This window comes from Corynebacterium sphenisci DSM 44792 (assembly GCF_001941505.1).
GTDB lineage: Bacteria > Actinomycetota > Actinomycetes > Mycobacteriales > Mycobacteriaceae > Corynebacterium > Corynebacterium sphenisci.
Genome location: NZ_CP009248.1, coordinates 316,524 through 337,609, shown reverse-complemented (window position 1 = coordinate 337,609; position 21,086 = coordinate 316,524). Strand labels below are relative to the sequence as shown.

The following is a 21,086-nucleotide window of genomic DNA, read 5'->3' as shown; positions in this document are numbered from 1 at the left end:
CCGGGGGCACCCGGGCCGGCGGGGCACGCCGCGGGCGGCCGCCGGGGCGGGCGCCCCGGCGGCCGCGCCGACCGCATCCCCTCGCCGGATCCGCCGGAGCCGGGGGCCGCGCGGCCGGGGCTAGGCGTTCCCCCGGACCCGACGGCGCCGCCAGGGGAAGGAGCTCTTGAAGTCCACCGGGCCGCCGCGCAGCGCCGAGGCGACCCCGGTCTGCATGGCGCGCATCTGGTCCATGGTGGCGTGCAGGATCGGCTCCCCGGGCAACTGCCGCTGCACCATGAGGTTCTCGTAGTCGCCGGGGCCGTCCATCCAGTTGATGGTCCACGGCGCGGCGTCGATCTCGAACATGGTGGTGATGTTGACGTAGCGGATCCCGGGCAGCGCCTCGGTGGGCGTGTTCAGCTCGGTGATCTCCGGGCCGCCCTTGGCCATCTCGTGGATGGCGTCGCCCTCCGGGCCCCAGCCGTGCTTGATCAGCCAGCTCTGCCAGGGGCTGCCCTTGATGATCCCGTCCATGTTGACCATGGTCCGCACGTGCCGCGCACCGTCGAACTGCTTCAGCCAGTACCGGGCGACCAGCCCGCCCTGGGAGAAGGTCACCACGTCGACCCGCTCCGCCCCGGTGCGCTCCAGCACGCCCTCGACGAACCCCGGCAGCCGCGCGGAGTTGCCGCGCACCGTGCGGTACGGGTTGGTCTCCGGCCGGCCGGGCACCAGCACCAGGAAGACGTGCACGTCGAAGCCCTCCCGGCGCAGCGCGTTCGCGAAGCGCTCGGCCATCCAGGACGGTTCCCAGGAGCCCGCGACGTAGACCACCGGCAGCTTCTCCTGGGGGCCGTGGTCGCGGCCCTGCGGCCCGAGATCCCGGGAGGTCCACCAGAACCACCCCCCGAGCAGGGCCAGGCCGAGGATCCGGGACGTCCGCATGCGCATCTCCTCCGTCGATCGGGCGCGGCCCGGGCGAGCCGGCCGCGTTCGCCGGTGATGTTAGGCTCACCTGACCGCGACCGCAATGGGCCCGGGGAGACGCCGCCGGCCCCGGCGCCCCCATGGCGGGGGCGGCGGGGCCGGCGGATGCAGCGGGGACCGGGCGGGGCCTAGTCCCTGTGCTGGGCGGTCTTGAAGGGGAAGCCGAGCTCGCGCAGCAGCGCGCGGCCCTCCTCGTTGTTCGTGGCGGTGGTCACCACGGTGATGTCCATGCCGCGGGGCCGATCCATCTTGTCGATGTCGATCTCGTAGAACATGGACTGCTCGGACAGGCCGAAGGTGTAGTTGCCGTGGCCGTCGAACTGCTGATCCGACAGGCCGCGGAAGTCGCGGATTCGGGGCAGCGCCACGGTGAGCAGCCGATCCAGGAACTCCCACATGCGGTCGCCGCGCAGCGTGACGCGGGCGCCGATCGGCATGCCCTCGCGCAGCTTGAAGTTGGCGATCGACTTGCGGGCGCGCCGCAGCTGCGGCTTCTGGCCGGTGATCAGGGTCAGGTCGTTGAGCGCGCCGTTGATCTGCTTGGAGTCGCGGGCGGCCTCGCCGACGCCCATGTTGACGACGACCTTGGTGATCCCCGGGACCTGCATGATGTTCTCGAACTCGAACTGCTTCTGCAGGTTGTCCCGGATCTCGGAGCGGTAGCGCGCCTTCAGGCGGGGGGTGTAGTTATCGCTCATGATCAGATGTCCTTCCCGGTGCGGCGGGAGATGCGAACCTTCTTGCCCTCGTCGTCGAAGCGGTACCCGACGCGGGTCGGGGTGCCGTCGGCGTCGACGAGCATGACGTTCGAGACGTGGATCGGGGCCTCCTGGGTGACGATGCCACCGGAGGACGCGCCGCGCTCCGCCGCGGAGTTGGCGACGTGCTTCTTGATGCGGTTGACGCCCTCGACGAGGACCTTGTCCCGGCTCGGGTAGGCCTCGATGACGGTGCCCTTGGCGCCCTTGTCGGGGCCCGAGATGACCAGGACGGTATCGCCCTTGCGGATCTTCACCTAAATCACCTCCGGGGCGAGGGACACGATCTTCATGAACTTCTTGTCGCGCAGCTCACGGGCGACCGGCCCGAAGATGCGGGTGCCGCGCGGCTCGCCGTCCGGCTTGATCAGCACGGCGGCGTTCTCGTCGAACGAGATGTAGGACCCGTCGGGGCGGCGGGTCTCCTTCTTGGCGCGGACGATGACGGCCTTGACGATCTCGCCGGACTTGACGTTGCCGCCCGGGGTCGCCTCCTTCACGGTGGCCACGATGACATCGCCGATGCCGGCGAAGCGTCGGGTCGAGCCGCCGAGCACGCGGACGCACAGGATCTCCCTGGCGCCGGTGTTGTCGGCGACCCGCAGACGCGATTCCTGCTGAATCACTGCGGTTCTCCTTGACCTGGATCTTCTTCTGTGCGCCGGATTTCCGTCCCGGGCGCACGCGGTCTGCGTCGCCGCCGCATCCCGCGGCGGGCAACCCGCGCATTATCGCATGCGCCACCCCGCGGGGCCAAACCCGCCCCCGGGGCGCCCGGGGGCTCAGTCGGCCCGGCGGGGTTCGGCGATCCCGCGCAGCCCGTAGAGCGCGGCGGCCCCGGCGACCAGGGAGAGCGCCGCCAGCCAGGGCACGAAGCCCGCCCAGCCGGCGCCCTCGAAGACGTGCCCGGACACCCAGCCGATCACCGAGGAGCCGGCGTAGTAGGAGAACAGGTACATCGAGGACGCCTCCGCCCGGTCGGCGCGGGCGACCAGGCCCACCGCCGAGGAGGACAGCGAATGGGCCACGAAGAAGGCCCCGGTGAACAGGGCCACCCCGGCCAGCAGGGCGCCCAGGTGGGGCAGCGCGGTCAGCGCCAGCCCGGCGCAGGCGGCGGCCACCGAGACGGCGATCAGCCGGCGCCGCCCGGTGCGCCGGGCCCAGCCGCCGGCCCGGGCGGAGCCGAAGGTGCCCGCGAGGTAGAGCAGGAAGACGAACCCGGCCAGCGCCGGGGACAGCCCGAACCGGTCGGAGAGCCGGAAGCCGAGGTAGTTGTAGAGGCTGACGAAGGCGCCCATGAAGAGGAAGGCGAGCACGTAGAGCCCCAGCAGGCGGGGATCCCGCAGATGCCGGGCGATGGCGGCGCCCTCCCCGGCGAGGGTGAGCGATTTCGGGGCGAAGCGGCGCTGCCGGGGCAGCAGCCGCCAGGTCGCCAGGGCGAAGGCGAAGGCCACCGCCGCCGAGGCGGCCAGCGCCACCCGCCAGCCGGCGAACTCCAGCACCACCGAGGGGATGATCCGGCCGAGGAGCCCGCCGACGGTGGTGCCGGAGATGTACAGGCCCATCACGGTGGGCACATGCTCCTGGTGCACCTCCTCGGCGACGTAGGTCATCGCCACCGCGGGCACCCCGGCGACGAGCAGCCCCTGCAGCCCGCGCAGCAGGATCACCGCGGGCGCGCCGGGGGCGAGCGCCACCAGGAAGCCCAGGGCGGTGGCGCTCACCGCGGCGGCGAGCAGCACCGGGCGGCGGCCGAAGCGCTCGGAGAGCACCGACACCGGCACCACCGCCACCGCGAGCGCCCCGGTGGTCGCGGAGACGGTGAGCGCCGCGGTGGCCGGGTCCACGCGCAGCTCGTCGACGAAGACCGGCAGCAGCGCCTGGGTGCAGTACAGCGCCTGGAAACTGGCCAGGCCCGCGAACAGGACCGCGACCAGGGCCCGGCGGTAGCCGGGATCGCCCGGCCGCAGGCCCTCGGCGGCGGTCCGGGCGGGGCCGCGCCCGAAATCGGAATTGCTCATGCCCCCATGGTGTACCGCGTGCATCGGCGCCGCCACGGCACCCCCTGTTTTCGGCGCCCGGCGCTCAGCGGCGCCGGTCCCCGCCGAAGACCACCCCGGGGCCGGTCCGCCCGGCGGCGTCGGCGGCCCGCCGCTCCAGGGCGAGGTCGAGGAACTCGCCGAAACGCGGCGCCATCGCCGGCAGCCGGTCCACTGGGCACCAGCGGGCCTCGGTGTTCTCCCCGTCCGCCGGATGCGGTTCGGCCTCCGGATCCGCCGGGTCGGCGAGCAGGCAGTGGTCGAGGTAGAGCGCCTCATCGCCGTTGGGGTAGGTCACCGGGCCGACGGTGCGCACCGAGAGCAGCGCCCGGGCGCGCACCGCCAGCCCGGTCTCCTCCCGGGTCTCCCGTTCCGCGGCCCGGTCCGGCTCCTCCCCGGGATCCACGATCCCGGTCACCGGGGTCCAGGCGCCGGTGTCCGCGCGGCGCACGATGAGCAGCTCCGGGCCGGCGGCGCCCTCGCGCAGCACCAGCACGGTGCAGCCGATGAGCCACAGCCGGGCGTGCCCGATATGCCGGCGCAGCTCGAGGATGAACTCCGGGGTCATCGCCGCCTCACCAGCTGCCCTCGGCGAAGGCGTCGCCGCCGGCGGCCTCCCCGGCCCCGTCGGGATCCGCCTCCGCGGCGACGAGCTCGGCGACGAGGAACCCGGAGCCCGGCTCGAAGGGCCGCAGATCCCAGGAGGCGAAGCGCTGCCGCAGGACCAGGCCCGCGGCCCGGGCGTCCGCGGCGAATTCGGCGAAGCCCCAGCCCCGGCCGGCGCCGAAGCCGAGCACCGCCCGGCCCCCGGGGCCGAGGACCTCCCGGAAGCCGGCGAGCACCCGGTGCCGGTCCGCGGCGTCGATGAAGGTGAGCACGTTGCCGGCGGCCAGCAGCAGATCGAAGCCGCCGGGCACCCCGGCCTCGGCGAGCACCGCGGGCAGCTCGGCGAGATCGCCGACCAGCCACCGCGCCCCCGGGTGCCGGTTGCGGGCCACGCCCACCAGGTAGGGGTCGATGTCCACGCCGACGACCTCGTGGCCCAGGTCGGCGAGGTGCCCGCCGAGCCGGCCCTGGCCGCAGCCGGCGTCCAGGATCCGGGCCCCGCGCGGGGCCATCGCGTCCACCAGCCGGGCCTCGCCGAGGATGTCCCGGCCGCTGCGCGCGAACTCGTCCCAGCGGCGGGCGTAACGGCGGGAGTGGTCGGGGTCGTCGGCCAGGATCTCGGCCCAGGTGCGCTGCGTGCTCATGGCCCCAGTATGCCGGGCGGGCGCCGGGGACGCGGACGCGCCCCGGCGCCCCGCGGAATGCGGGGTGCCGGGGCGCGTGCGGTGCGGGGGCGCCGGGGAGGCTACTTGGCCTTCTCGACGATCTCCAGGAGGCGGAAGTGCTTGTCCTTGGACAGCGGCCGGGTCTCCTCGATCCGGACGCGGTCGCCCACGCCGGCCTCCTCGTTCTCGTCATGCGCCTTCACCCGGGAGTTGGTGCGCATGATCTTGCCGTAGAGGGCGTGCTGCTTGCGGTCCTCGAGCTCGACCACGATGGTCTTCTGCATCTTGTCGGACACGACGTACCCGGTGCGGACCTTGCGGCGCCCGGCCTCGGTGTTGTTCATGTTCTCCTCGCTCATGCGGCATCACCGTCGGTGGGGGCGGCGGACAGCCCGAGCTCGCGCTCGCGCATCACGGTGTAGATGCGCGCGATGTCCTTGCGGACCACGCGCAGCCGGCGGTTGTTGGTCAGCTGGCCGGTGGCCATCTGGAAGCGGAGGTTGAACAGCTCCTCCTTGCACTCCTTGAGCTTGGCGGCCAGGTCGTCGGCGCCGAGCGAGCGGAGCTCGTGGGCGGGAATACCGTTCGACATCAGTACTGATCCTCCTTCCGGACAATCCGGGTCTTGCAGGGCAGCTTCGCCGCCGCGCGGTTGAGCGCCTCGAAGGCCGTCTTCTCGTCCGGGTAGGACATCTCGAACATGATCCGGCCCGGCTTGACGTTGGCGACCCACTTCTCGACGGGGCCCTTGCCGGAGCCCATGCGCACGCCGAGCGGCTTCTGGGTCAGCGGACGATCCGGGAAGATCTGGATCCAGACCTTGCCGCCGCGCTTGACGTGGCGGTTGATGGCGATACGGGCGGCCTCGATCTGGCGGTTGGTGATGTACGCCGGCTCGAGGGCCTGCAGGCCGTAGTCGCCGAAGGTCACGCGGTTGCCGCCCTTGGACAGGCCCGAACGGGTCGGGCGGTGCTGGCGGCGGTACTTGACGCGCTTGGGGATGAGCATGCGCCTAGCCCTCCTTCTTCTCGGACGCGCGCTGGCGGCGCTGGCCGCCGCGACGCGGGCCGCCGCGGCGATCGCCGCGCCGGTTGCGGTCGTTGGCCGCGTACTTGTCGGACTCGCGCTTGCCGCCGATCACGTCGCCCTTGTAGATCCACACCTTCACGCCGATCCGGCCGAAGGTGGTGTGGGCCTCGTGGGTGCCGTAGTCGATCTCGGCGCGCAGGGTGTGCAGCGGCACGCGACCCTCGTGGTAGCGCTCGGTGCGGCCCATCTCGGCGCCGCCGAGGCGACCGGAGCAGACCACCTTGATGCCCTTGACCTGCGGCTGGCGCATGGCGGACTGGATGGCCTTGCGCATCGCGCGGCGGAAGGCGACGCGGTTGGCCAGCTGCTCGGCGATGGACTGGGCGACCAGCTTGGCGTCGGCGTCGATGTTCTTGACCTCGAGGATGTTCAGCTGCACCTGCTTGCCGGTGAGCTTCTCCAGCTTCGCGCGGATCTTGTCCGCCTCGGCGCCGCGGCGGCCGATCACGATGCCCGGCCGGGCGGTGTGGATGTCGACGCGGACCCGGTCCCGGGTGCGCTCGATGACCACGTTGGAGATGCCGGCGCGCTCCAGGCCGGTGGACAGCAGATCGCGGATCTTGATGTCCTCGGCGAGGTAGTCGGCGTACTGCTTGTCGGCGTACCAGCGGGACCGCCAATCGGAGGAGATTCCCAGCCGGAGGCCGTGCGGATGGATCTTCTGGCCCACTACTGAGCACCTTCCTTCTGGCTCTCGACGACCACGGTGATGTGGCTGGTGCGCTTCCGGACGTGGAAGGCGCGGCCCTGCGCGCGGGGCCGGAACCGCTTCATGGTCGGCCCCTCGTCCGCCCAGCACTGGGTGATGACCAGGCTGCGCGGGTCGAGGCCGGCGTTGTTCTCGGCGTTGGCCGCCGCGGAGGCGACGATCTTGGAGATCTGCTCGGAGGCGCCCTGCGGGGCGTACTCCAGCTTGGCCAGGGCCGCGTCGACGGACTCGCCGCGGATGGTGTCCAGCACGCGGCGGGCCTTCATCGGGGTGGTCCGGACGAAGCGCGCCGTGGCGCGGGCGGAGGTGACGTTGTCGCCCATGGCTTATCGACGTCCCTTCTTGTCGTCCTTGATATGACCCTTGAAGGTCTTGGTCGGGGCGAATTCGCCCAGCTTGTGGCCGACCATCGAGTCGTCCACGAACACCGGCACATGCTTCCGGCCGTCATGGACGGCGAAGGTGTGGCCGATGAAGTCGGGGAGAATCGTGGAGCGGCGGGACCAGGTCTTGATGACCTGCTTGGTGCCCTTCTCGTTCTGAGCGTCCACCTTCGCAAGGAGGTGCTCATCGACGAACGGGCCCTTCTTCAGGCTGCGTGGCATTCTCTGTTACCTCCTTAACGCTTCTTGTTCTTGCCGCTGCGGCGGCGGCGGACGATCATCGGGTCGCTGGGCCGGTTCGGCCGGCGGGTGCGACCCTCCAGCTGGCCCCAGGGGGACACCGGGTGGCGGCCGCCGGAGGTCTTGCCCTCGCCGCCGCCGTGCGGGTGGTCCACCGGGTTCATGACCACGCCGCGCACGGTCGGGCGCCAGCCCTTCCAGCGCATGCGGCCGGCCTTGCCCCAGCGGATGTTGATCTGGTCCTGGTTGCCGACCTCGCCGATGGTGGCGCGGCAGCGCGCGTCCACGCGGCGGATCTCGGAGGAGGGCATGCGCAGCACCGCGTACTTGCCCTCCTTGCCCAGGAGCTGGATGGACGCGCCCGCGGAGCGGGCGAGCTGCGCCCCGGCGCCCGGCTTGAGCTCCACGCAGTGGATGGTGGTGCCGGTGGGGATGTTGCGCAGCGGCAGGTTGTTGCCGACCTTGATGTCGGCGTTCGGCCCGGCCTCGACGACGGTGCCCTGGGTCAGGCCCTTCGGCGCCACGATGTAGCGCTTCTCCCCGTCGGCGTAGTGCAGCAGCGCGATGTTCGCGGTGCGGTTCGGGTCGTACTCGATGTGCGCGACCTTGGCGGCGATGCCGTCCTTGTCATTGCGACGGAAGTCGATGACGCGGTAGCGGCGCTTGTGCCCGCCGCCCTTGTGCCGGGTGGTGATGTGGCCGTGCACGTTGCGGCCGCCGGTCTTCGACAGCGGGCGCAGCAGGCTCTTCTCGGGAGTGGAGCGAGTGATCTCGCTGAACTCGGAGACGGAGCTCTGGCGGCGGCCCGGCGTAGTCGGCTTGTACTTGCGAATAGCCATGTTGCTCTTCCTTTAACTTCCTCGTCGACTCGCCTAGGCGGTCGAACCGCCGAAGATGTCGATGGGATCGCTGCCGGCCGCGAGAGTCACGTAGGCGCGCTTGGTGGCCTTGCGGCGACCGTAGCCGGTGCGGGAGCGCTTGAGCTTGCCCTCACGGTTGACGGTGTTGACGCCGGCGACCTTCACGCCGAAGATCTCCTGGACCGCGATCTTGATCTGGGTCTTGTTCGCGTCGGGGGAGACCAGGAACGTGTACACGTTCTGCTCCATGAGCCCGTAGGACTTCTCCGACACGACCGGGGCGATGATGACGTCCCGGGGATCCGCGATGGTGGCCATTACTTCTCCTCCTCCGAACCGGTGGTCCGGGCGATGAAGTCGGTGAGCGCCTGCACGGCGAACACCACGTCATCGGCCTTGAGCACGTCGTAGGTGTTGAGCTGGTCCTGGGGCAGGATGTGCACGCCCGGCAGGTTGCGGGCGCTCTTCCGGGAGGCCACGTCCTCGCGGGGCAGCACCACCAGCACATTGCGCCGGTCGGTGAGCTTGCCCAGCAGGCCGCGGGCGGCCTTGGTGGACGGGGTCTGCCCGGAGACGAGCTCCTCGACGACGTGGATGCGGTCGTGGCGCGCCCGGTCGGACAGGGCCCCGCGCAGCGCGGCGGCCTTCATCTTCTTCGGGGTGCGCTGGGAGTAGTCGCGCGGGATGCGCCCGTGCACCACGCCGCCGCCGGTCCAGTGCGGGGCCCGGATGGAGCCCTGGCGGGCCCGGCCGGTGCCCTTCTGGCGCCACGGCTTGCGGCCGCCGCCGCGGACCTCGCCGCGGGTCTTGGTCTTGTGCGTGCCCTGGCGGGCCGCGGCCAGCTGGGCGACGACGACCTGGTGCAGCAGGGCCTTGGACACCTCGACGTCGAACACCTCGGCCGGCAGGTCGACGGAGCCGTTGACCTCACCGGAGGCGGTGTGGACGTCCAACTTCAGGTTCGTCATGCGTGAGCACCACCCTTCACAGCGGTCTTGACGACCAGGAGGCCGCCGCGGACGCCCGGCACCGCGCCCTTGATGAGCAGCAGGTTGGCGTCGGCGTCGATCTTCTGGATCTTGAGGTTCTGGGTCGTGACCCGGTCATTGCCCATCCGGCCGGCCATCCGCTTGCCCTTGAACACGCGGGCCGGGGTGGCGCAGGCGCCGATGCCGCCGACCCGGCGGTGCGCGGCCTGGTTGCCGTGGGAGGCGCCCTGGCCGGCGAAGCCGTGCCGCTTCATGGCGCCGGCGAAGCCCTTGCCCTTGGAGGTGCCGGTGACGTCGACGTACTCGATGTCGCCGAAGACGTCCACGCCCACGGTCTGGCCGACCTCGTAGGAGGAGGCGTCCGGGGTGCGGATCTCGGCCACGTGCCGGCGGGGGGTGACCCCGGCCTTCTTGAAGTGGCCGGCGCCGGGCTTGTTCACCCGGCGCGGGTCGATCTCGCCGAAGGCGATCTGGACGGCGTCGTAGCCGTCGGTTTCCTGGGTGCGCACCTGGGTCACCACGCAGGGCCCGGCCTCGACGACGGTCACCGGGACGACCCGGTTGTCCTCGTCGAAGACCTGGGTCATGCCGAGCTTGGTGCCCAGGATGCCCTTGATCTCGTTTTCACTCATAGTCTAAGTCTCCGCTGCCGTAGTCCAGGCTCACTGAATGTTCACGTCGACGCTGGCCGGCAGGTCGATGCGCATGAGCGCGTCCACCGTCTTCGGCGTCGGGTCGAGGATGTCGATGAGACGCTTGTGGGTGCGCATCTCGAAGTGCTCGCGCGAGTCCTTGTACTTGTGCGGCGAGCGGATGACGCAGTACACGTTCTTCTCGGTGGGCAACGGCACCGGCCCGACCACGCGGGCACCCGTGCGGGTGACCGTCTCGACGATCTTGCGCGCAGACGCGTCGATCGCCTCGTGGTCGTAGGCCTTCAGCCTGATGCGGATCTTCTGTCCCGCCACGCTTGTCCTCTCCTCGGTCACACGCCCCCTCGGGCGGTTTCCTGTTCCTTCTCGGCCCCGGTCGCCGGCGACCGGGATCCCCAGCGCCAGAGCCGATGGCTTGTCTTCCTCGAGTGTCCGGGCCACCTCGGGCGACCCGGCGCAAGTACAGCGCCTGGTCGCCGCCGTGGCCGCCGGCGCGGGTGATCCGCGTCGGGAACCGGTGACTCGCCGGGAGGGACTCCCCCGCGTGGGGGCTTCCTCGCCTGCTGCCGCTGTTCTCTTGCCATGGCCCCCGGTCCCCGCAGCCGGGCGTGTCGCGCACCCCGCGGCGTCGGTGACCGGGCCCATCCCCCGTATCCGGGAAATCGGCTCGATGGTCCATGCTCGCCTCGCCAGCGGCATCGCACGCGCTCGGCCGGTCGCCGGTTCCCTTCGGGCCTGACGGTCGTGAGGCGCTGATGCCGTGTCAAAGCAACCCGTGTATTAAAGCACGCCGCGCCGCCGCGGACAAATCCGCACCCGGCCCCGGCCCGCACCGCGCCGGGGCGGCCCCGGCGCACCGCCCGCCGGGGCCGCGCGCCGCCGGGCCCGGGCTCGCCGATCCGGACCCTATTGCGTATGTGCGCAAGCGAATCAGTCCCCGTCAGCGGTCCTGAACCACCGTCTGCTTTCCACCCCGCGCGGCACCCCCGCCGCCCCATCATGCCAGGCCCGGGGCCCGGCCCGCCCGGCGAACGGGCCAGATTTGGGGTAGAACTTGAATACACATCGTTTACCTATCCTGCGAAGGAGCATCCCGCATGAGCGAGAAGAAGGACCAGGCCGCCGAGAACAAGGCCATCGCCACCCGCGATGAGCAGGCCGCCGGCGGCCCCGGCCGCACCATCATCGAGGACACCGTGGTGACCACCATCGCCGCGATCGCCGCCCGCGAGGTCTCCGGGGTCTACGACATGGGCTCCGGCGGCGCCATCAGCGAGGCCGTGCGCAACCGGATCCCCGGCTCCACCATGGCCCAGCAGCACGGCGTGTCCACCGAGGTCGGGGAGACCCAGGCCGCCGTGGACATCTCCCTCGTCGCCGAGTACGGGGTGGCCATCCACGAGCTGGCCGCCGCGGTGCGCCGCAACGTGATCGTGTCCATCGAGCGGATGACCGGTCTGGAGGTCACCGAGGTCAACGTCACCGTGCACGACATCAACCTGGACGACGGGGACTCCTCCGAGGAGGAGGACGACCGCCCCGCCCGGGTGAACTGATCATGGCCGGCACCGGCCCCGCCCCGCTCACCGCCGACCAGGCCGAGGCCGTCGCCGCGGCGATCACCGCCCTGGACCCGGTCGCCGGGCTGGACGGCGGCCGCTTCGGGGAGGTCGCGCTGCTCTTCCCGGGCCGCCGGGTCACCGGGCTGCGCGAGGCCGGCGGCCGGCTGGCCGCGCACGTCCGGCTGCGGGTCGCCGGCCCCGGGGACGGGGATCTGCGCCCGCGCCTGGACGAGGTGCGCGCCGCCGCCCGCGGCGCGCTCGGCCCCGGCGACGACCGGCCCATCGACGTCGTGCTCGCGGACGTCACCGGCGGCGAGGGCCGCCCCGACAACGACGGAGGAAAGTAAATGGACAACCTGAGACTCGGCATCCTCGCCGGCCTGCTGCTGGCGCTGGTCTCCCTCATCGGCGGCTTCGGCGGCTTCGTCCTGGCCGTGGTCTTCGCCGCGGTCGGCGCCGCGATCGGCGCCCAGGCCGACGGGGTCATCGACTTCCGCGCGCTCTGGCGCGACGCCGGACGGGACTGACCCGTGGCGGAGGTCCAAGCCCACACCCCCGGCCCCGGCCGCACCGCCGTGGACGCCCGGGCCCTGGAGCGGATCGCGCTGGCCGCGATCGGCGCCGTGCCCGGCACCCTCGGCGACGCCGGCGGGGGCCTGAGCAAGCTCACCGGGCGCAGCCTGCCCCGCGTCGACATCGGCGTGGACGCCTCCGGCACCGTGGTCACCGTGGACGCGGAGATCGCGGTGGCCTGGCCCGCCCCGGTCGGGGCGGTCGCCGCCCGGGTGCGCGACACCATCATCACCTGGTTCGCCGAGGCCGCCGGGGTCACCGCGAACAGCGTGGACGTCCGGGTCGCCGAGGCGCACCCGGATCCGGCCCGGCGCCGCGTCGGCGCCGCCGAGCTGGCCGGCTTCGACGCCGCCCCCGGCTTCGCCGGCCCGGCCGCGCCGGCCCGGCCCGCCCCGGCCCGGCCGAAGGCGACCCGCACCACCCCGGTGCGGGCCATCGCCGCCCCGCCGCCGCCGGCGGTGCGCGGCATCGCCGCCCCGGCCGGCCTGGACGGGTGGACCCCGGCCACCCCGGCCGCGCCGCGGCCGCGCCGGGTCACCGCCCCGGAGCGGCCCCGGGTGGTGCCGGTGCGCGCCCCGGCCGCACCCCGGATGCGCCCGGTGGCCGCCCCGCCGCCGGTGCGCCCGCGGCCGGTGGCCGCGCCCCCGGAGCTGCGCCCGGTGACCCCGACCATGCCCCTGGAGCCCCGGCCCCTGGTGCCCCGGGCGCCGCGGCCGGTGCGCCTGGCCCGGCCCCGGGTCGCCCCGGCCCGGGTGCGCCGGGTGAGCGCCCCGCCGCCGCCGCGGCCGGTCCCGCCCCGGGTGATCCCGGGCCGGGTGCCGCCCGCGGCCCGCCGGGCCGATACGACGCAGGAGGAGAGGCCATGACCGGATCGACCCCGGAACCCGTCCGGGACCCCGCGGCCGGAGCCCTCGCGGAGCCCGCGGAGACCTCCGCGCCGCCCGCGCAGGCGGCGGACGCCGCACCCGCGCCCGCGGGCGGGGACGCCCCCGCCGGCGAGCGCGCCGAGGGCTCGGCGCTGCCCCCGAAGGCCGCGCCCGCGGCCCGGCCCGCCACGGTGCTGCTCGCCCTCGGGCTGCTCGCCCTGGCCGGCGCCGCGATCCACGATCTGCTGGTGCGCGCCGGCGACGTCGACGGCCCCGAATGGCTGGCCTGGGCGATCGAGCGGATCCGCGCGGTGGAGTGGCAGGACCTGGTGCTGCCCACGGCGATCATCGCCGGGGTGGTGGGCCTGGTGCTCATCATCATCGCGGTGAAGCCGCGGCGGGTCACCCACCTGCCGATGCCCGGCTTCTCCGGCTGGATCCGGCCCGCGGACGTCGCCCGGCGCACCACCATGCGCGCCCGGCGGGCGCCCGGGGTGCTGGAGGCCTCCTCGGCGGTGTCCGCGAAATCGGTCACCGTCAAGGTGCGCTACGCCGGGGCGGACGCCGCGGCCGCGGAGAACGCCATCCGGCAGGCGGTGGCCGCGGAGCTCGCGGCGCTGCTCGCCGATCCCCCGAGCCCGACGATCCGCCTGGAGCGGAGCAAGGAGGCCCAGCGATGAGCCGTTCCGCGAACATCATCGACCGCGTCATCATCGGCGTGCTCGGCCTGGCCCTCCTCGGCGGCGGGGTCGCCGCCTACCTCACCGGCGCCGCCCCGGATCTGCCGGAGTCGCTGCCGGTGACCCCGGCGACCTGGGTGCTGGTGCTCATCGCGGCGCTGGCCATCCTCATCGCGCTCTGGCTGATCGTGGCCAATCTGCGCCGGGATCGGCCGGACGCCGTGGTGGACGCCTCCTCGGACGCCACCGGCACGCTCACCTACCGCCCGGCGGTCATCGCCGACGCGGTCGCCGAGCAGCTCGCCGACGCGCCCGGGGTGCGCCGGGCCACCGCCCGCGCCGAGGTCGTGGCGGGCACGCCCACCCTCACCGTGCGCGGGGACATCCGCCGCTCCGCGGACGCCGCCCCGGTGACCGCGGCCTGCCGCCGGCTGGAGGAGGACGTCCGCGCCGGGGTGGACCCGGATATCGCGGTGCGTTTCCTGCTGCACGTCGACTCCGACGGCTGAGCCCGTCGCAGGGCCCCGCGGGCCCCGATGCGCCGTGCGCGCATCGGGGCCCTCGGCGATCCGGGGCCTGCCCGCGCAGGCCCCCGCCGCGCGCCCCGCGCCCCCTCCCCGGTGCGGGCCGTCCCCCGCCTTAGGGGGCCGACGGGGTGCGCGGGGAGGCGGCGGGGGTCCCCTCTCCCCCGGCCCCCGGGGGCACACGGCCCCTGCGGGACCCGTGGGTGCGTCGGGTCCCGCCTGCGCCGCGCCCGGGGCGGGCGGTCCGGGCCCGCCGGCCGGCCCGGGGCCTGCGGGACCGCTCCCCCGCCACCGCACCCCGGACATACGAGGACCACCCGGCCCCTGCGGGGGACCGGGTGGTCTCGGTGCGGGCCGGCGGGCGGCCCGGTCAACGCGCGGGGACGGACCCTACTTGTTGATCTTGGTGACGCGGCCGGCGCCGACGGTGCGGCCACCCTCGCGGATGGCGAAGCGCAGGCCCTCGTCCATCGCGACCGGCTGGATCAGGGTGACGGACATGTCGACGTTGTCGCCGGGCATGACCATCTCGGTGCCCTCCGGCAGCTTCACGACGCCGGTGACGTCGGTGGTCCGGAAGTAGAACTGCGGGCGGTAGTTGTCGAAGAACGGGGTGTGCCGGCCGCCCTCGTCCTTGGACAGGATGTACACGGAGCCCTCGAACTCGGTGTGCGGGGTGTACGCGCCCGGCTTGGCGATGATCTGGCCGCGCTCGATGTCCTCGCGCTTGATGCCGCGCAGCAGCAGACCGCAGTTGTCGCCGGCCTCGGCGGAGTCCAGCAGCTTGCGGAACATCTCGATGCCGGTGACGGTGGTCTTCTGGGACTTCTCGCGGATGCCCAGGATCTCGACCTCGTCGTTGACGTTCAGGGTGCCGCGCTCCACGCGACCGGTGGCGACGGTGCCGCGGCCGGTGATGGTGAAGATGTCCTCGATCGGCATCAGGAACGGCTTGTCGGTCTCGCGGACCGGATCCGGGATCTTCTCGTCGCAGGCGTTCATCAGCTCGACGATGGACTTGGTCCACTCCGGGTCGCCCTCCAGCGCCTTCAGCGCGGAGATGTGCACGATCGGGGCGTCCTCGTCGTAGTCCTGCTCGGCGAGGAGCTCGCGGACCTCCATCTCGACGAGCTCGATGATCTCCTCGTCATCCACCATGTCGCACTTGTTCAGCGCGACCAGGATGTAGGGGACGCCGACCTGGCGGGCCAGCAGCACGTGCTCGCGGGTCTGCGGCATCGGGCCGTCGGTGGCGGCGACCACCAGGATCGCGCCGTCCATCTGGGCGGCGCCGGTGATCATGTTCTTGATGTAGTCGGCGTGACCCGGGGCGTCGACGTGGGCGTAGTGCCGCTTATCGGTCTGGTACTCCACGTGGGACACGTTGATGGTGATGCCACGCTCCTTCTCCTCCGGCGCCTTGTCGATGGCGTCGAAGGCGAAGGCCTGGTTGAGCTCCGGGAACTCCTCCGCCAGAACCTTGGTGATGGCGGCGGTGGTGGTGGTCTTGCCATGGTCGACGTGACCGATGGTGCCGATGTTGACGTGCGGCTTCGTACGCTCGAACTTCGCCTTCGCCACTGTTGGTCCTCCTGGACGTTAAGGTGGCCACGACTTTCGTAGCCACAGAATGTTGCGGTCGCCCGCGCGACTGACGCCCCGCGACCATAGGGTCTTCCCCGGCCTGGCGGCCGGGCGGGGATGCGGTGGGTACGCGGACAGCGGTATTTCACTGTGCCAGTTACCCCATACTAGGGGCCGGGCCGGTCCTTGACAAACCGCCCGGCGCCCGTGGACGGGCTGCGGGGACGACTCGCGCCGTCCCGTCGGCCGGGTAACGGCCGGCGTGGGCACCGTCCCATGGCGGGACGGGGCGGTGCCCAGCGGACCGTCACCCGCCCCGGCGCACCGGCCGGGGTGGGTGGGGTGCGCCCCGCCGCCGCCGGCCGGGACCGGCGGGGGCGGGTGCGCGGCGGCGCGCTAGGCGCCGGTGCGCTCGGCGATGATCTCCTGCGCCACGGAGGAGGGGACCTCCGCGTAGGAGTCGAAGATCATCGTGTAGTTGGCGCGGCCCTGCGTCTTGGAGCGCAGGTCGCCGACGTAGCCGAACATCTCCGACAGCGGCACCAGGGCCTTGACGGCCTTGACGCCGGTGCGGTCCTCCATGGAGTTGACCTGGCCGCGGCGGGCGTTGATGTCGCCGATGACCTCGCCCATGTACTCCTCGGGGGTGATCACCTCGACGGCCATCATCGGCTCCAGCAGCACCGGCTTGGCCTTCTGCACGGCCTCCTTCAGGGCCATCGACCCGGCGACCTTGAAGGCCATCTCCGAGGAGTCGACCTCGTGGTACTGGCCGTCGAGCAGGGTGGCCTTGATGTTCACCAGCGGGTAGCCGGCGAGGGTGCCGTACTGCATGGCGTCCTGGATGCCGGCGTCGACGGAGGGGATGTACTCCTTCGGCACGCGGCCGCCGGTGACCTCGTTGGCGAAGAGGTAGGTCGTCGAGGCGCCCTCCTCGACCTCCTCGGCGCTCGGGGTGTAGGGCTCCAGGGCGATGATCACCTTCGCGAACTGGCCGGAGCCGCCGGTCTGCTTCTTGTGGGTGTACTCGAACTTCTCCACCGGCTTGCGGATGGTCTCGCGGTAGGCGACCTGCGGGGCGCCCACGTTGGCCTCCACCTTGAACTCGCGCTTCATCCGGTCCACCAGCACGTCGAGGTGCAGCTCGCCCATGCCGCCGATGACGGTCTGGCCGGTCTCCTCGTCCAGGCGGACGGTGAAGGTCGGGTCCTCCTCGGCGAGCCGCTGGATGGCGGTGCCGAGCTTCTCCTGGTCGGCCTTCGACTTCGGCTCGATGGCCACCGAGATCACCGGATCCGGGAAGGTCATCGACTCCAGCACCACCGGGGCGTCCTGGGCGCACAGGGTGTCGCCGGTGGTGGTGTCCTTCAGCCCGATGAACGCGTAGATGTTGCCGGCGACGGCCTCGTCGACCGGGTTCTCCTTGTTCGCGTGCATCTGGAAGAGCTTGCCGACGCGCTCCTTCTTGTCCTTGGTGGAGTTGAGCACCTGGGCGCCCGGCTCCACGCGGCCGGAGTAGACGCGCACGAAGGTCAGCTTGCCGAAGAACGGGTGCGCGGCGATCTTGAAGGCCAGGGCCGAGAAGGGCTCGTCCTTGGAGGGCTTGCGGTTCATGTCGACGGACTCGTCGCCCATCTTGTGCCCGTGCACCTCGCCGACGTCCAGCGGGGTCGGCAGGAAGTCGACCACGGCGTCGAGCAGCGGCTGCACGCCCTTGTTCTTGTAGGCGGTGCCGCAGTACACCGGGTAGATCTCGGAGTTGATGGTCATCCGGCGGATGGCGCCCTTGATCTCGTCGAGGGTCAGCTCCTCCCCGCCGAAGTACTTGTCCATCAGCTCCTCATCGGACTCCGCGACGGTCTCGATGAGCTTCTCGCGGTACTCCGCGGCCTTGTCGGCCAGCTCCGCGGGGATCTCCTCCACGGTGGCGTCGGTGCCGATCTCGGTCTTGCCGGGCCACATCAGGGCCTTCATCTGCAGCAGGTCGATGACCCCGTCGAAGTCGTCCTCGGCGCCGATCGGCAGCTGCATGACCAGCGGCTTGGCGCCCAGGCGGTCCACGATGGTGCCCACGGTGTACTCGAAGTCGGCGCCGAGCTTGTCCATCTTGTTGACGAAGCAGATGCGCGGCACGTCGTACTTCTGCGCCTGCCGCCAGACCTGCTCGGACTGCGGCTCCACGCCCTCCTTGCCGTCGAACACGGCCACCGCGCCGTCGAGCACGCGCAGCGAACGCTCCACCTCGACGGTGAAGTCGACGTGGCCCGGGGTGTCGATGATGTTGATCTGGTTGTCGTTCCAGAAGCAGGTCACCGCGGCGGAGGTGATGGTGATGCCGCGCTCCTTCTCCTGCTCCATCCAGTCGGTGGTCGAGGCACCGTCATGGGTCTCGCCGACCTTGCGGTTGATGCCCGTGTAGTACAGGATCCGCTCGGTCGTGGTGGTCTTGCCGGCGTCGATGTGCGCCATGATGCCGATGTTGCGGACCTTGTTCAGGTCCTTCTTGACGGGAAGTGCACCTTCAGCCACTGTTTTCCCCACTCATTTCAGGTCGTTCGGCGGTCCGTCCGGCTCTCGCCGGGACCACCTGCTTTGCGTTGCTTGTCTCATGGTGCCACCGCGGGGCGGTGACGGCGCGGTGAAGCGCGTCTGGCCGGCCGGCCGGACGCCGCCGATTCGACCCTCGGCGGGCCGCAACGGCGCCTTCCGGCGGCACTACCAGCGGTAGTGCGCGAAGGCGCGGTTGGCCTCGGCCATCTTGTGCGTGTCCTCGCGGCGCTTCACGGAGGCGCCCAGGCCGTTGGAGGCGTCCAGGATCTCGTTGGCGAGCCGCTCGATCATGGTGTTCTCGCGCCGCTGGCGGGAGAACATCAGCAGCCAGCGCAGGGCCAGCGTGGTGGAGCGGCCCGGGCGGACCTCGACGGGCACCTGGTAGGTGGCGCCGCCGACGCGCCGGGAGCGCACCTCGAGGGCGGGCTTGACGTTCTCGATGGCCCGCTTGAGGGTCAGCACCGGGTCGGTGCCGGTCTTCTCGCGGGTGATCTCCAGGGCGCCGTAGACGATCCGCTCGGCGGTGGACTTCTTGCCGTCCACCAGCACCTTGTTGATGAGCTGGGTCACCAGCGGGGAGCCGTAGACCGGGTCGTTGACGATGGGACGCTTCGGGGCGGGACCCTTACGAGGCATGGTTTACTTCTCCTTCTTCGCGCCGTAGCGGGAGCGGGCCTGCTTGCGGTCCTTGACGCCCTGGGTGTCCAGGGAGCCGCGGACGATCTTGTAGCGGACGCCCGGGAGGTCCTTCACGCGGCCGCCGCGGACGAGCACCATGGAGTGCTCCTGCAGGTTGTGGCCCTCACCCGGGATGTACGCGGAGACCTCGATGCCGGAGGTCAGCCGCACGCGGGCGACCTTCCGCAGCGCCGAGTTCGGCTTCTTCGGGGTGGTGGTGTACACGCGGGTGCACACGCCGCGGCGCTGGGGGGACCCCTTCAGCGCGGCGGTGGAGGTCGCCGCCTTCTTGTCGTGGCGGCCCTTGCGGACCAGCTGCTGGATAGTGGGCATGAACCGTCTTTCTGTTGGTCTGGCGACAGCGGCGGGGTGCTCCCGTCGCGCGGCGCGCAAGTTTGCTGCTTCTGCGTTTCGTGACTGCGCGACATCCGGCGGCGCCGCCGGGCCGGGGCCCGTGGCCGTCTCCGCCCGAACCATCCGCGAACCCGGTGGACCGGGCGCATTCTGAACGCGCGAAACCCAGTCAGCCGCTCTCGCTGGCCTACCGGGTGATGTCTGTTGCTCCCATACTCACTTGGGACTAGTAGGGCAGAGTACCGCAGCCTGCGACGATCCCCCAAACGCGCAGGTCGCGGCGAGGGGCCCGCCGCGGCCGGCGCGGGGGCGGGCGGCCCATCGGCTACTCTGCGGGTGTGAGCGCGACGACCCGGATCCCGGAGCCCGACCCGGCCGCGGACGCGGCCCGGGCGGCGCTGGCGGAGGCCGAATCGGCCGGTTTCGACCCGGCCGCGCCGGATCGCGCCGCGGCCGCCTACGCCCGGGCGGCGGGGCTGCTGCAGCCCGCCGGGGCGCTGCCCGATGACCGGGGGGCGCTGGAACTGCTGCGCCGGGCCCTGGAGGGGCTGGCCGTGGAGCGCGCCGGACTGGGCGAGCCCGGCCCCGCCCGGGAGGCCCGGCACCGCGCCGCGGTGGCCGCGCTGCTCGCCGATGATCCCCTCGCCCGGGCCCGGAACCTGGAGATCGCCGCCGATCTCGGGGAGCAGGCCGGCGACGCCGCCGGCGCCGCCGCGGATCTGCGCGCCGCCGCGGCCGCCTTCGCCGCCCGCGGGCTGGCCGAGCGCGCCGCCGGCTGCGCCGGCCGCGCCGGGGCGCTCGACCCCGCCGGGGCCGGGGCCCCCTCCCCCGCCGCCGCGGACCGGCCCGCCCCGGAGGAGGCGGACCCGCCGCCGGCCGCACCGCCCGAGGACGACCCGGCCGGCCCCGATCCGGATGCCGCGGACCCGGCGGGGGCCGACCCGGGGGCCGCCGCGGACGCCGCTCCGGGCTGGCCGGGCCGGCTGGCGCTGGCCAAGCGCCTGCTGCGCGAGGGCGACCCGGTCGCGGCGCAGCGGATCTGCGAGCAGGCGATCGAGGCCGACGGCCGCCGCGGCGGCCCCGACCCGGTGCAGCTCGGCGATGCGCACCTGGGCCTGGTCGCCGCCCGGATGCGGGCCGGGCTGGACATCCGGGAGGCCGCGATCGACGCGGCGAACGCGCTGCCGCATCTGCGGCCCGCCCGGTTGCGCGCCCGGCTCTCCGTGGAGCTGGCCCGGCTGCTGGCCCCGGAGCAGGCCGCCTGGCGGGTGCGCCGGCAGCTGCTCGCCGCCGCCGCCGAGGACTCCGCCGCCGAGGGCGACCGGGCCGGGTCGGTCCGGGCCCGGCTGCGGCTGGCCGCGGAGAAGGCCGCGGCCGGGGAGCTCGCCGCCGCGCACGACGACTTCGATGATCTGGTCACCGAGGCCTACCGGCTGCGCGATCTGGAGCTCTACGCCGAGGCGGTGCTGCACCTGGGCCGGTCCTGGGCCCGGGCGGGCCGGCTGCCGGAGGCGGTCGCCCAGTTCGACCGGGTGCTGGCGAACTTCGCCCTGGAGGGCATCGACTCCCCCGCCGAGCGGCTGCGCTTCGGCCGGCTGCTGCTGGAGAAGGCCCGGGCGCTGGCGGTGCTGGACCCGGCCGCGACCGGCCCGGATTCGGCGGCGGCGCTGGCCCGGCGGGCGCGGGCGCTGTTCCGGGAGCAGGAGGAGCCGGCCCTGGTCGCCGAGGCCGACCGGGTCCTCGACGAGCTCTGAC

29 protein-coding genes are annotated in these 21,086 nt (G+C 72.7%); 7 read left to right on the top strand and 22 right to left on the bottom strand.

Features of this window, described 5'->3' with window-relative positions:
• Positions 1-120: 120 nt before the first annotated feature.
• The 18 genes from CSPHI_RS01550 to rpsJ form a co-directional block, all read right to left on the bottom strand.
• Complete coding sequence (locus CSPHI_RS01550; RefSeq protein ID WP_075691189.1) at positions 121-927, bottom strand: esterase/lipase family protein; 807 nt, start codon at positions 925-927, stop codon at positions 121-123.
• Positions 928-1,097: 170 nt separating this feature from the next.
• Positions 1,098-1,667 (bottom strand): 50S ribosomal protein L5, encoded by a 570-nt coding sequence (gene rplE / locus CSPHI_RS01545; RefSeq protein ID WP_075691188.1) that lies wholly within the window; start codon positions 1,665-1,667, stop codon positions 1,098-1,100.
• Between the two features lie 2 nt (positions 1,668-1,669).
• Entirely contained in the window at positions 1,670-1,984 is a 315-nt protein-coding gene (gene rplX / locus CSPHI_RS01540; RefSeq protein WP_075691187.1) for a 50S ribosomal protein L24, read from the bottom strand.
• A complete protein-coding gene (rplN, locus tag CSPHI_RS01535; RefSeq protein ID WP_075691186.1) occupies positions 1,985-2,353 on the bottom strand; it encodes a 50S ribosomal protein L14 in 369 nt (122 codons plus the stop codon). It lies immediately after the preceding gene.
• Between the two features lie 156 nt (positions 2,354-2,509).
• A complete protein-coding gene (locus CSPHI_RS01530) occupies positions 2,510-3,748 on the bottom strand; it encodes an MFS transporter (protein WP_075691185.1) in 1,239 nt (412 codons plus the stop codon).
• Positions 3,749-3,812: 64 nt separating this feature from the next.
• Positions 3,813-4,334: an NUDIX hydrolase gene (locus CSPHI_RS01525; RefSeq protein WP_075691184.1), complete on the bottom strand. Its 522-nt coding sequence runs from the start codon at positions 4,332-4,334 to the stop codon at positions 3,813-3,815.
• A 7-nt stretch (positions 4,335-4,341) separates the two neighbouring features.
• Positions 4,342-5,016: a class I SAM-dependent methyltransferase gene (locus CSPHI_RS01520; RefSeq protein WP_075691183.1), complete on the bottom strand. Its 675-nt coding sequence runs from the start codon at positions 5,014-5,016 to the stop codon at positions 4,342-4,344.
• 101 nt (positions 5,017-5,117) lie between these two features.
• Complete coding sequence (gene rpsQ / locus CSPHI_RS01515) at positions 5,118-5,396, bottom strand: 30S ribosomal protein S17 (RefSeq protein WP_075691182.1); 279 nt, start codon at positions 5,394-5,396, stop codon at positions 5,118-5,120.
• Positions 5,393-5,629, bottom strand: coding sequence for a 50S ribosomal protein L29 (gene rpmC / locus CSPHI_RS01510; RefSeq protein WP_075691181.1), 237 nt, complete (start codon positions 5,627-5,629; stop codon positions 5,393-5,395). Before rpmC ends, rpsQ begins: the two co-directional genes overlap by 4 nt.
• Complete coding sequence (gene rplP / locus CSPHI_RS01505) at positions 5,629-6,045, bottom strand: 50S ribosomal protein L16 (RefSeq protein ID WP_075691180.1); 417 nt, start codon at positions 6,043-6,045, stop codon at positions 5,629-5,631. The genes rpmC and rplP overlap by 1 nt, the downstream gene beginning before the upstream one ends.
• Before the next feature lie 4 nt (positions 6,046-6,049).
• Complete coding sequence (rpsC, locus tag CSPHI_RS01500) at positions 6,050-6,796, bottom strand: 30S ribosomal protein S3 (protein ID WP_075691179.1); 747 nt, start codon at positions 6,794-6,796, stop codon at positions 6,050-6,052.
• On the bottom strand, positions 6,796-7,158 hold the full coding sequence (gene rplV, locus CSPHI_RS01495; RefSeq protein ID WP_075691178.1) for a 50S ribosomal protein L22: 363 nt from the start codon (positions 7,156-7,158) through the stop codon (positions 6,796-6,798). The genes rpsC and rplV overlap by 1 nt, the downstream gene beginning before the upstream one ends.
• Positions 7,159-7,161: 3 nt before the next feature.
• Positions 7,162-7,440 carry a 30S ribosomal protein S19 gene (gene rpsS / locus CSPHI_RS01490; protein ID WP_013241207.1) on the bottom strand — a complete coding sequence of 93 codons (279 nt, stop codon included), beginning with the start codon at positions 7,438-7,440 and terminating at the stop codon, positions 7,162-7,164.
• Between the two features lie 14 nt (positions 7,441-7,454).
• Positions 7,455-8,297, bottom strand: coding sequence for a 50S ribosomal protein L2 (gene rplB, locus CSPHI_RS01485; protein WP_075691177.1), 843 nt, complete (start codon positions 8,295-8,297; stop codon positions 7,455-7,457).
• Between the two features lie 33 nt (positions 8,298-8,330).
• On the bottom strand, positions 8,331-8,636 hold the full coding sequence (gene rplW / locus CSPHI_RS01480) for a 50S ribosomal protein L23 (RefSeq protein WP_075691176.1): 306 nt from the start codon (positions 8,634-8,636) through the stop codon (positions 8,331-8,333).
• A complete protein-coding gene (gene rplD / locus CSPHI_RS01475; protein ID WP_075691175.1) occupies positions 8,636-9,286 on the bottom strand; it encodes a 50S ribosomal protein L4 in 651 nt (216 codons plus the stop codon). Before rplD ends, rplW begins: the two co-directional genes overlap by 1 nt.
• Entirely contained in the window at positions 9,283-9,939 is a 657-nt protein-coding gene (gene rplC, locus CSPHI_RS01470) for a 50S ribosomal protein L3 (RefSeq protein WP_075691174.1), read from the bottom strand. The genes rplD and rplC overlap by 4 nt, the downstream gene beginning before the upstream one ends.
• A 30-nt stretch (positions 9,940-9,969) precedes the next feature.
• Positions 9,970-10,275 (bottom strand): 30S ribosomal protein S10, encoded by a 306-nt coding sequence (gene rpsJ, locus CSPHI_RS01465; RefSeq protein WP_003938093.1) that lies wholly within the window; start codon positions 10,273-10,275, stop codon positions 9,970-9,972.
• A 782-nt stretch (positions 10,276-11,057) separates the two neighbouring features.
• On the opposite strand from rpsJ, the gene CSPHI_RS01460 reads away from it, so the two are divergent.
• The 6 genes from CSPHI_RS01460 to CSPHI_RS01435 are packed head-to-tail and all read left to right on the top strand — an operon-like array spanning position 11,058 to position 14,150.
• Complete coding sequence (locus tag CSPHI_RS01460) at positions 11,058-11,516, top strand: Asp23/Gls24 family envelope stress response protein (protein ID WP_075691173.1); 459 nt, start codon at positions 11,058-11,060, stop codon at positions 11,514-11,516.
• A gap of 2 nt (positions 11,517-11,518) precedes the next feature.
• Positions 11,519-11,869 (top strand): hypothetical protein, encoded by a 351-nt coding sequence (locus CSPHI_RS01455; protein WP_075691172.1) that lies wholly within the window; start codon positions 11,519-11,521, stop codon positions 11,867-11,869.
• Positions 11,870-12,049 carry a DUF2273 domain-containing protein gene (locus CSPHI_RS01450; RefSeq protein WP_075691171.1) on the top strand — a complete coding sequence of 60 codons (180 nt, stop codon included), beginning with the start codon at positions 11,870-11,872 and terminating at the stop codon, positions 12,047-12,049.
• A 3-nt stretch (positions 12,050-12,052) separates the two neighbouring features.
• Positions 12,053-12,961, top strand: a complete 909-nt coding sequence (locus tag CSPHI_RS01445) for an Asp23/Gls24 family envelope stress response protein (RefSeq protein WP_075691170.1) — start codon at positions 12,053-12,055, stop codon at positions 12,959-12,961.
• A complete protein-coding gene (locus tag CSPHI_RS01440; protein WP_075691169.1) occupies positions 12,958-13,641 on the top strand; it encodes a DUF6286 domain-containing protein in 684 nt (227 codons plus the stop codon). Before CSPHI_RS01445 ends, CSPHI_RS01440 begins: the two co-directional genes overlap by 4 nt.
• Positions 13,638-14,150 carry a hypothetical protein gene (locus CSPHI_RS01435; RefSeq protein WP_075691168.1) on the top strand — a complete coding sequence of 171 codons (513 nt, stop codon included), beginning with the start codon at positions 13,638-13,640 and terminating at the stop codon, positions 14,148-14,150. The genes CSPHI_RS01440 and CSPHI_RS01435 overlap by 4 nt, the downstream gene beginning before the upstream one ends.
• Before the next feature lie 405 nt (positions 14,151-14,555).
• Here the strand turns inward: CSPHI_RS01435 and tuf are convergent, their stop codons facing one another.
• From tuf to rpsL, 4 genes are all read right to left on the bottom strand, one after another.
• On the bottom strand, positions 14,556-15,746 hold the full coding sequence (gene tuf / locus CSPHI_RS01430) for an elongation factor Tu (RefSeq protein WP_075691167.1): 1,191 nt from the start codon (positions 15,744-15,746) through the stop codon (positions 14,556-14,558).
• A gap of 399 nt (positions 15,747-16,145) precedes the next feature.
• On the bottom strand, positions 16,146-18,278 hold the full coding sequence (gene fusA, locus CSPHI_RS01425) for an elongation factor G (protein ID WP_075691166.1): 2,133 nt from the start codon (positions 18,276-18,278) through the stop codon (positions 16,146-16,148).
• Between the two features lie 186 nt (positions 18,279-18,464).
• Positions 18,465-18,935 (bottom strand): 30S ribosomal protein S7, encoded by a 471-nt coding sequence (gene rpsG / locus CSPHI_RS01420; protein ID WP_075691165.1) that lies wholly within the window; start codon positions 18,933-18,935, stop codon positions 18,465-18,467.
• A 3-nt stretch (positions 18,936-18,938) separates the two neighbouring features.
• Positions 18,939-19,310, bottom strand: coding sequence for a 30S ribosomal protein S12 (gene rpsL / locus CSPHI_RS01415; RefSeq protein WP_075691164.1), 372 nt, complete (start codon positions 19,308-19,310; stop codon positions 18,939-18,941).
• A gap of 359 nt (positions 19,311-19,669) precedes the next feature.
• Here rpsL and CSPHI_RS01410 point away from each other — a divergent pair, with 359 nt between their 5' ends.
• Positions 19,670-21,085 (top strand): hypothetical protein, encoded by a 1,416-nt coding sequence (locus CSPHI_RS01410; RefSeq protein ID WP_075691163.1) that lies wholly within the window; start codon positions 19,670-19,672, stop codon positions 21,083-21,085.
• The last annotated feature ends 1 nt before the right edge of the window (position 21,086 follow it).

Bases quoted from the DNA above. Each gene is read 5' to 3' on its own strand.
- CSPHI_RS01550 (WP_075691189.1), bottom strand. From the start codon at position 927: ATGCGGACGTCCCGGATCCTCGGCCTGGCCCTGCTCGGGGGGTGGTTC.
- rplE (WP_075691188.1), bottom strand. From the start codon at position 1,667: ATGAGCGATAACTACACCCCCCGCCTGAAGGCGCGCTACCGCTCCGAG.
- CSPHI_RS01530 (WP_075691185.1), bottom strand. From the start codon at position 3,748: ATGAGCAATTCCGATTTCGGGCGCGGCCCCGCCCGGACCGCCGCCGAG.
- CSPHI_RS01525 (WP_075691184.1), bottom strand. From the start codon at position 4,334: ATGACCCCGGAGTTCATCCTCGAGCTGCGCCGGCATATCGGGCACGCC.
- CSPHI_RS01520 (WP_075691183.1), bottom strand. From the start codon at position 5,016: ATGAGCACGCAGCGCACCTGGGCCGAGATCCTGGCCGACGACCCCGAC.
- rpsQ (WP_075691182.1), bottom strand. From the start codon at position 5,396: ATGAGCGAGGAGAACATGAACAACACCGAGGCCGGGCGCCGCAAGGTC.
- rpmC (WP_075691181.1), bottom strand. From the start codon at position 5,629: ATGTCGAACGGTATTCCCGCCCACGAGCTCCGCTCGCTCGGCGCCGAC.
- rplP (WP_075691180.1), bottom strand. From the start codon at position 6,045: ATGCTCATCCCCAAGCGCGTCAAGTACCGCCGCCAGCACCGCCCGACC.
- rplV (WP_075691178.1), bottom strand. From the start codon at position 7,158: ATGGGCGACAACGTCACCTCCGCCCGCGCCACGGCGCGCTTCGTCCGG.
- rpsS (WP_013241207.1), bottom strand. From the start codon at position 7,440: ATGCCACGCAGCCTGAAGAAGGGCCCGTTCGTCGATGAGCACCTCCTT.
- rplB (WP_075691177.1), bottom strand. From the start codon at position 8,297: ATGGCTATTCGCAAGTACAAGCCGACTACGCCGGGCCGCCGCCAGAGC.
- rplW (WP_075691176.1), bottom strand. From the start codon at position 8,636: ATGGCCACCATCGCGGATCCCCGGGACGTCATCATCGCCCCGGTCGTG.
- rplD (WP_075691175.1), bottom strand. From the start codon at position 9,286: ATGACGAACCTGAAGTTGGACGTCCACACCGCCTCCGGTGAGGTCAAC.
- rplC (WP_075691174.1), bottom strand. From the start codon at position 9,939: ATGAGTGAAAACGAGATCAAGGGCATCCTGGGCACCAAGCTCGGCATG.
- CSPHI_RS01460 (WP_075691173.1), top strand. From the start codon at position 11,058: ATGAGCGAGAAGAAGGACCAGGCCGCCGAGAACAAGGCCATCGCCACC.
- CSPHI_RS01455 (WP_075691172.1), top strand. From the start codon at position 11,519: ATGGCCGGCACCGGCCCCGCCCCGCTCACCGCCGACCAGGCCGAGGCC.
- CSPHI_RS01450 (WP_075691171.1), top strand. From the start codon at position 11,870: ATGGACAACCTGAGACTCGGCATCCTCGCCGGCCTGCTGCTGGCGCTG.
- CSPHI_RS01440 (WP_075691169.1), top strand. From the start codon at position 12,958: ATGACCGGATCGACCCCGGAACCCGTCCGGGACCCCGCGGCCGGAGCC.
- CSPHI_RS01435 (WP_075691168.1), top strand. From the start codon at position 13,638: ATGAGCCGTTCCGCGAACATCATCGACCGCGTCATCATCGGCGTGCTC.
- rpsG (WP_075691165.1), bottom strand. From the start codon at position 18,935: ATGCCTCGTAAGGGTCCCGCCCCGAAGCGTCCCATCGTCAACGACCCG.
- rpsL (WP_075691164.1), bottom strand. From the start codon at position 19,310: ATGCCCACTATCCAGCAGCTGGTCCGCAAGGGCCGCCACGACAAGAAG.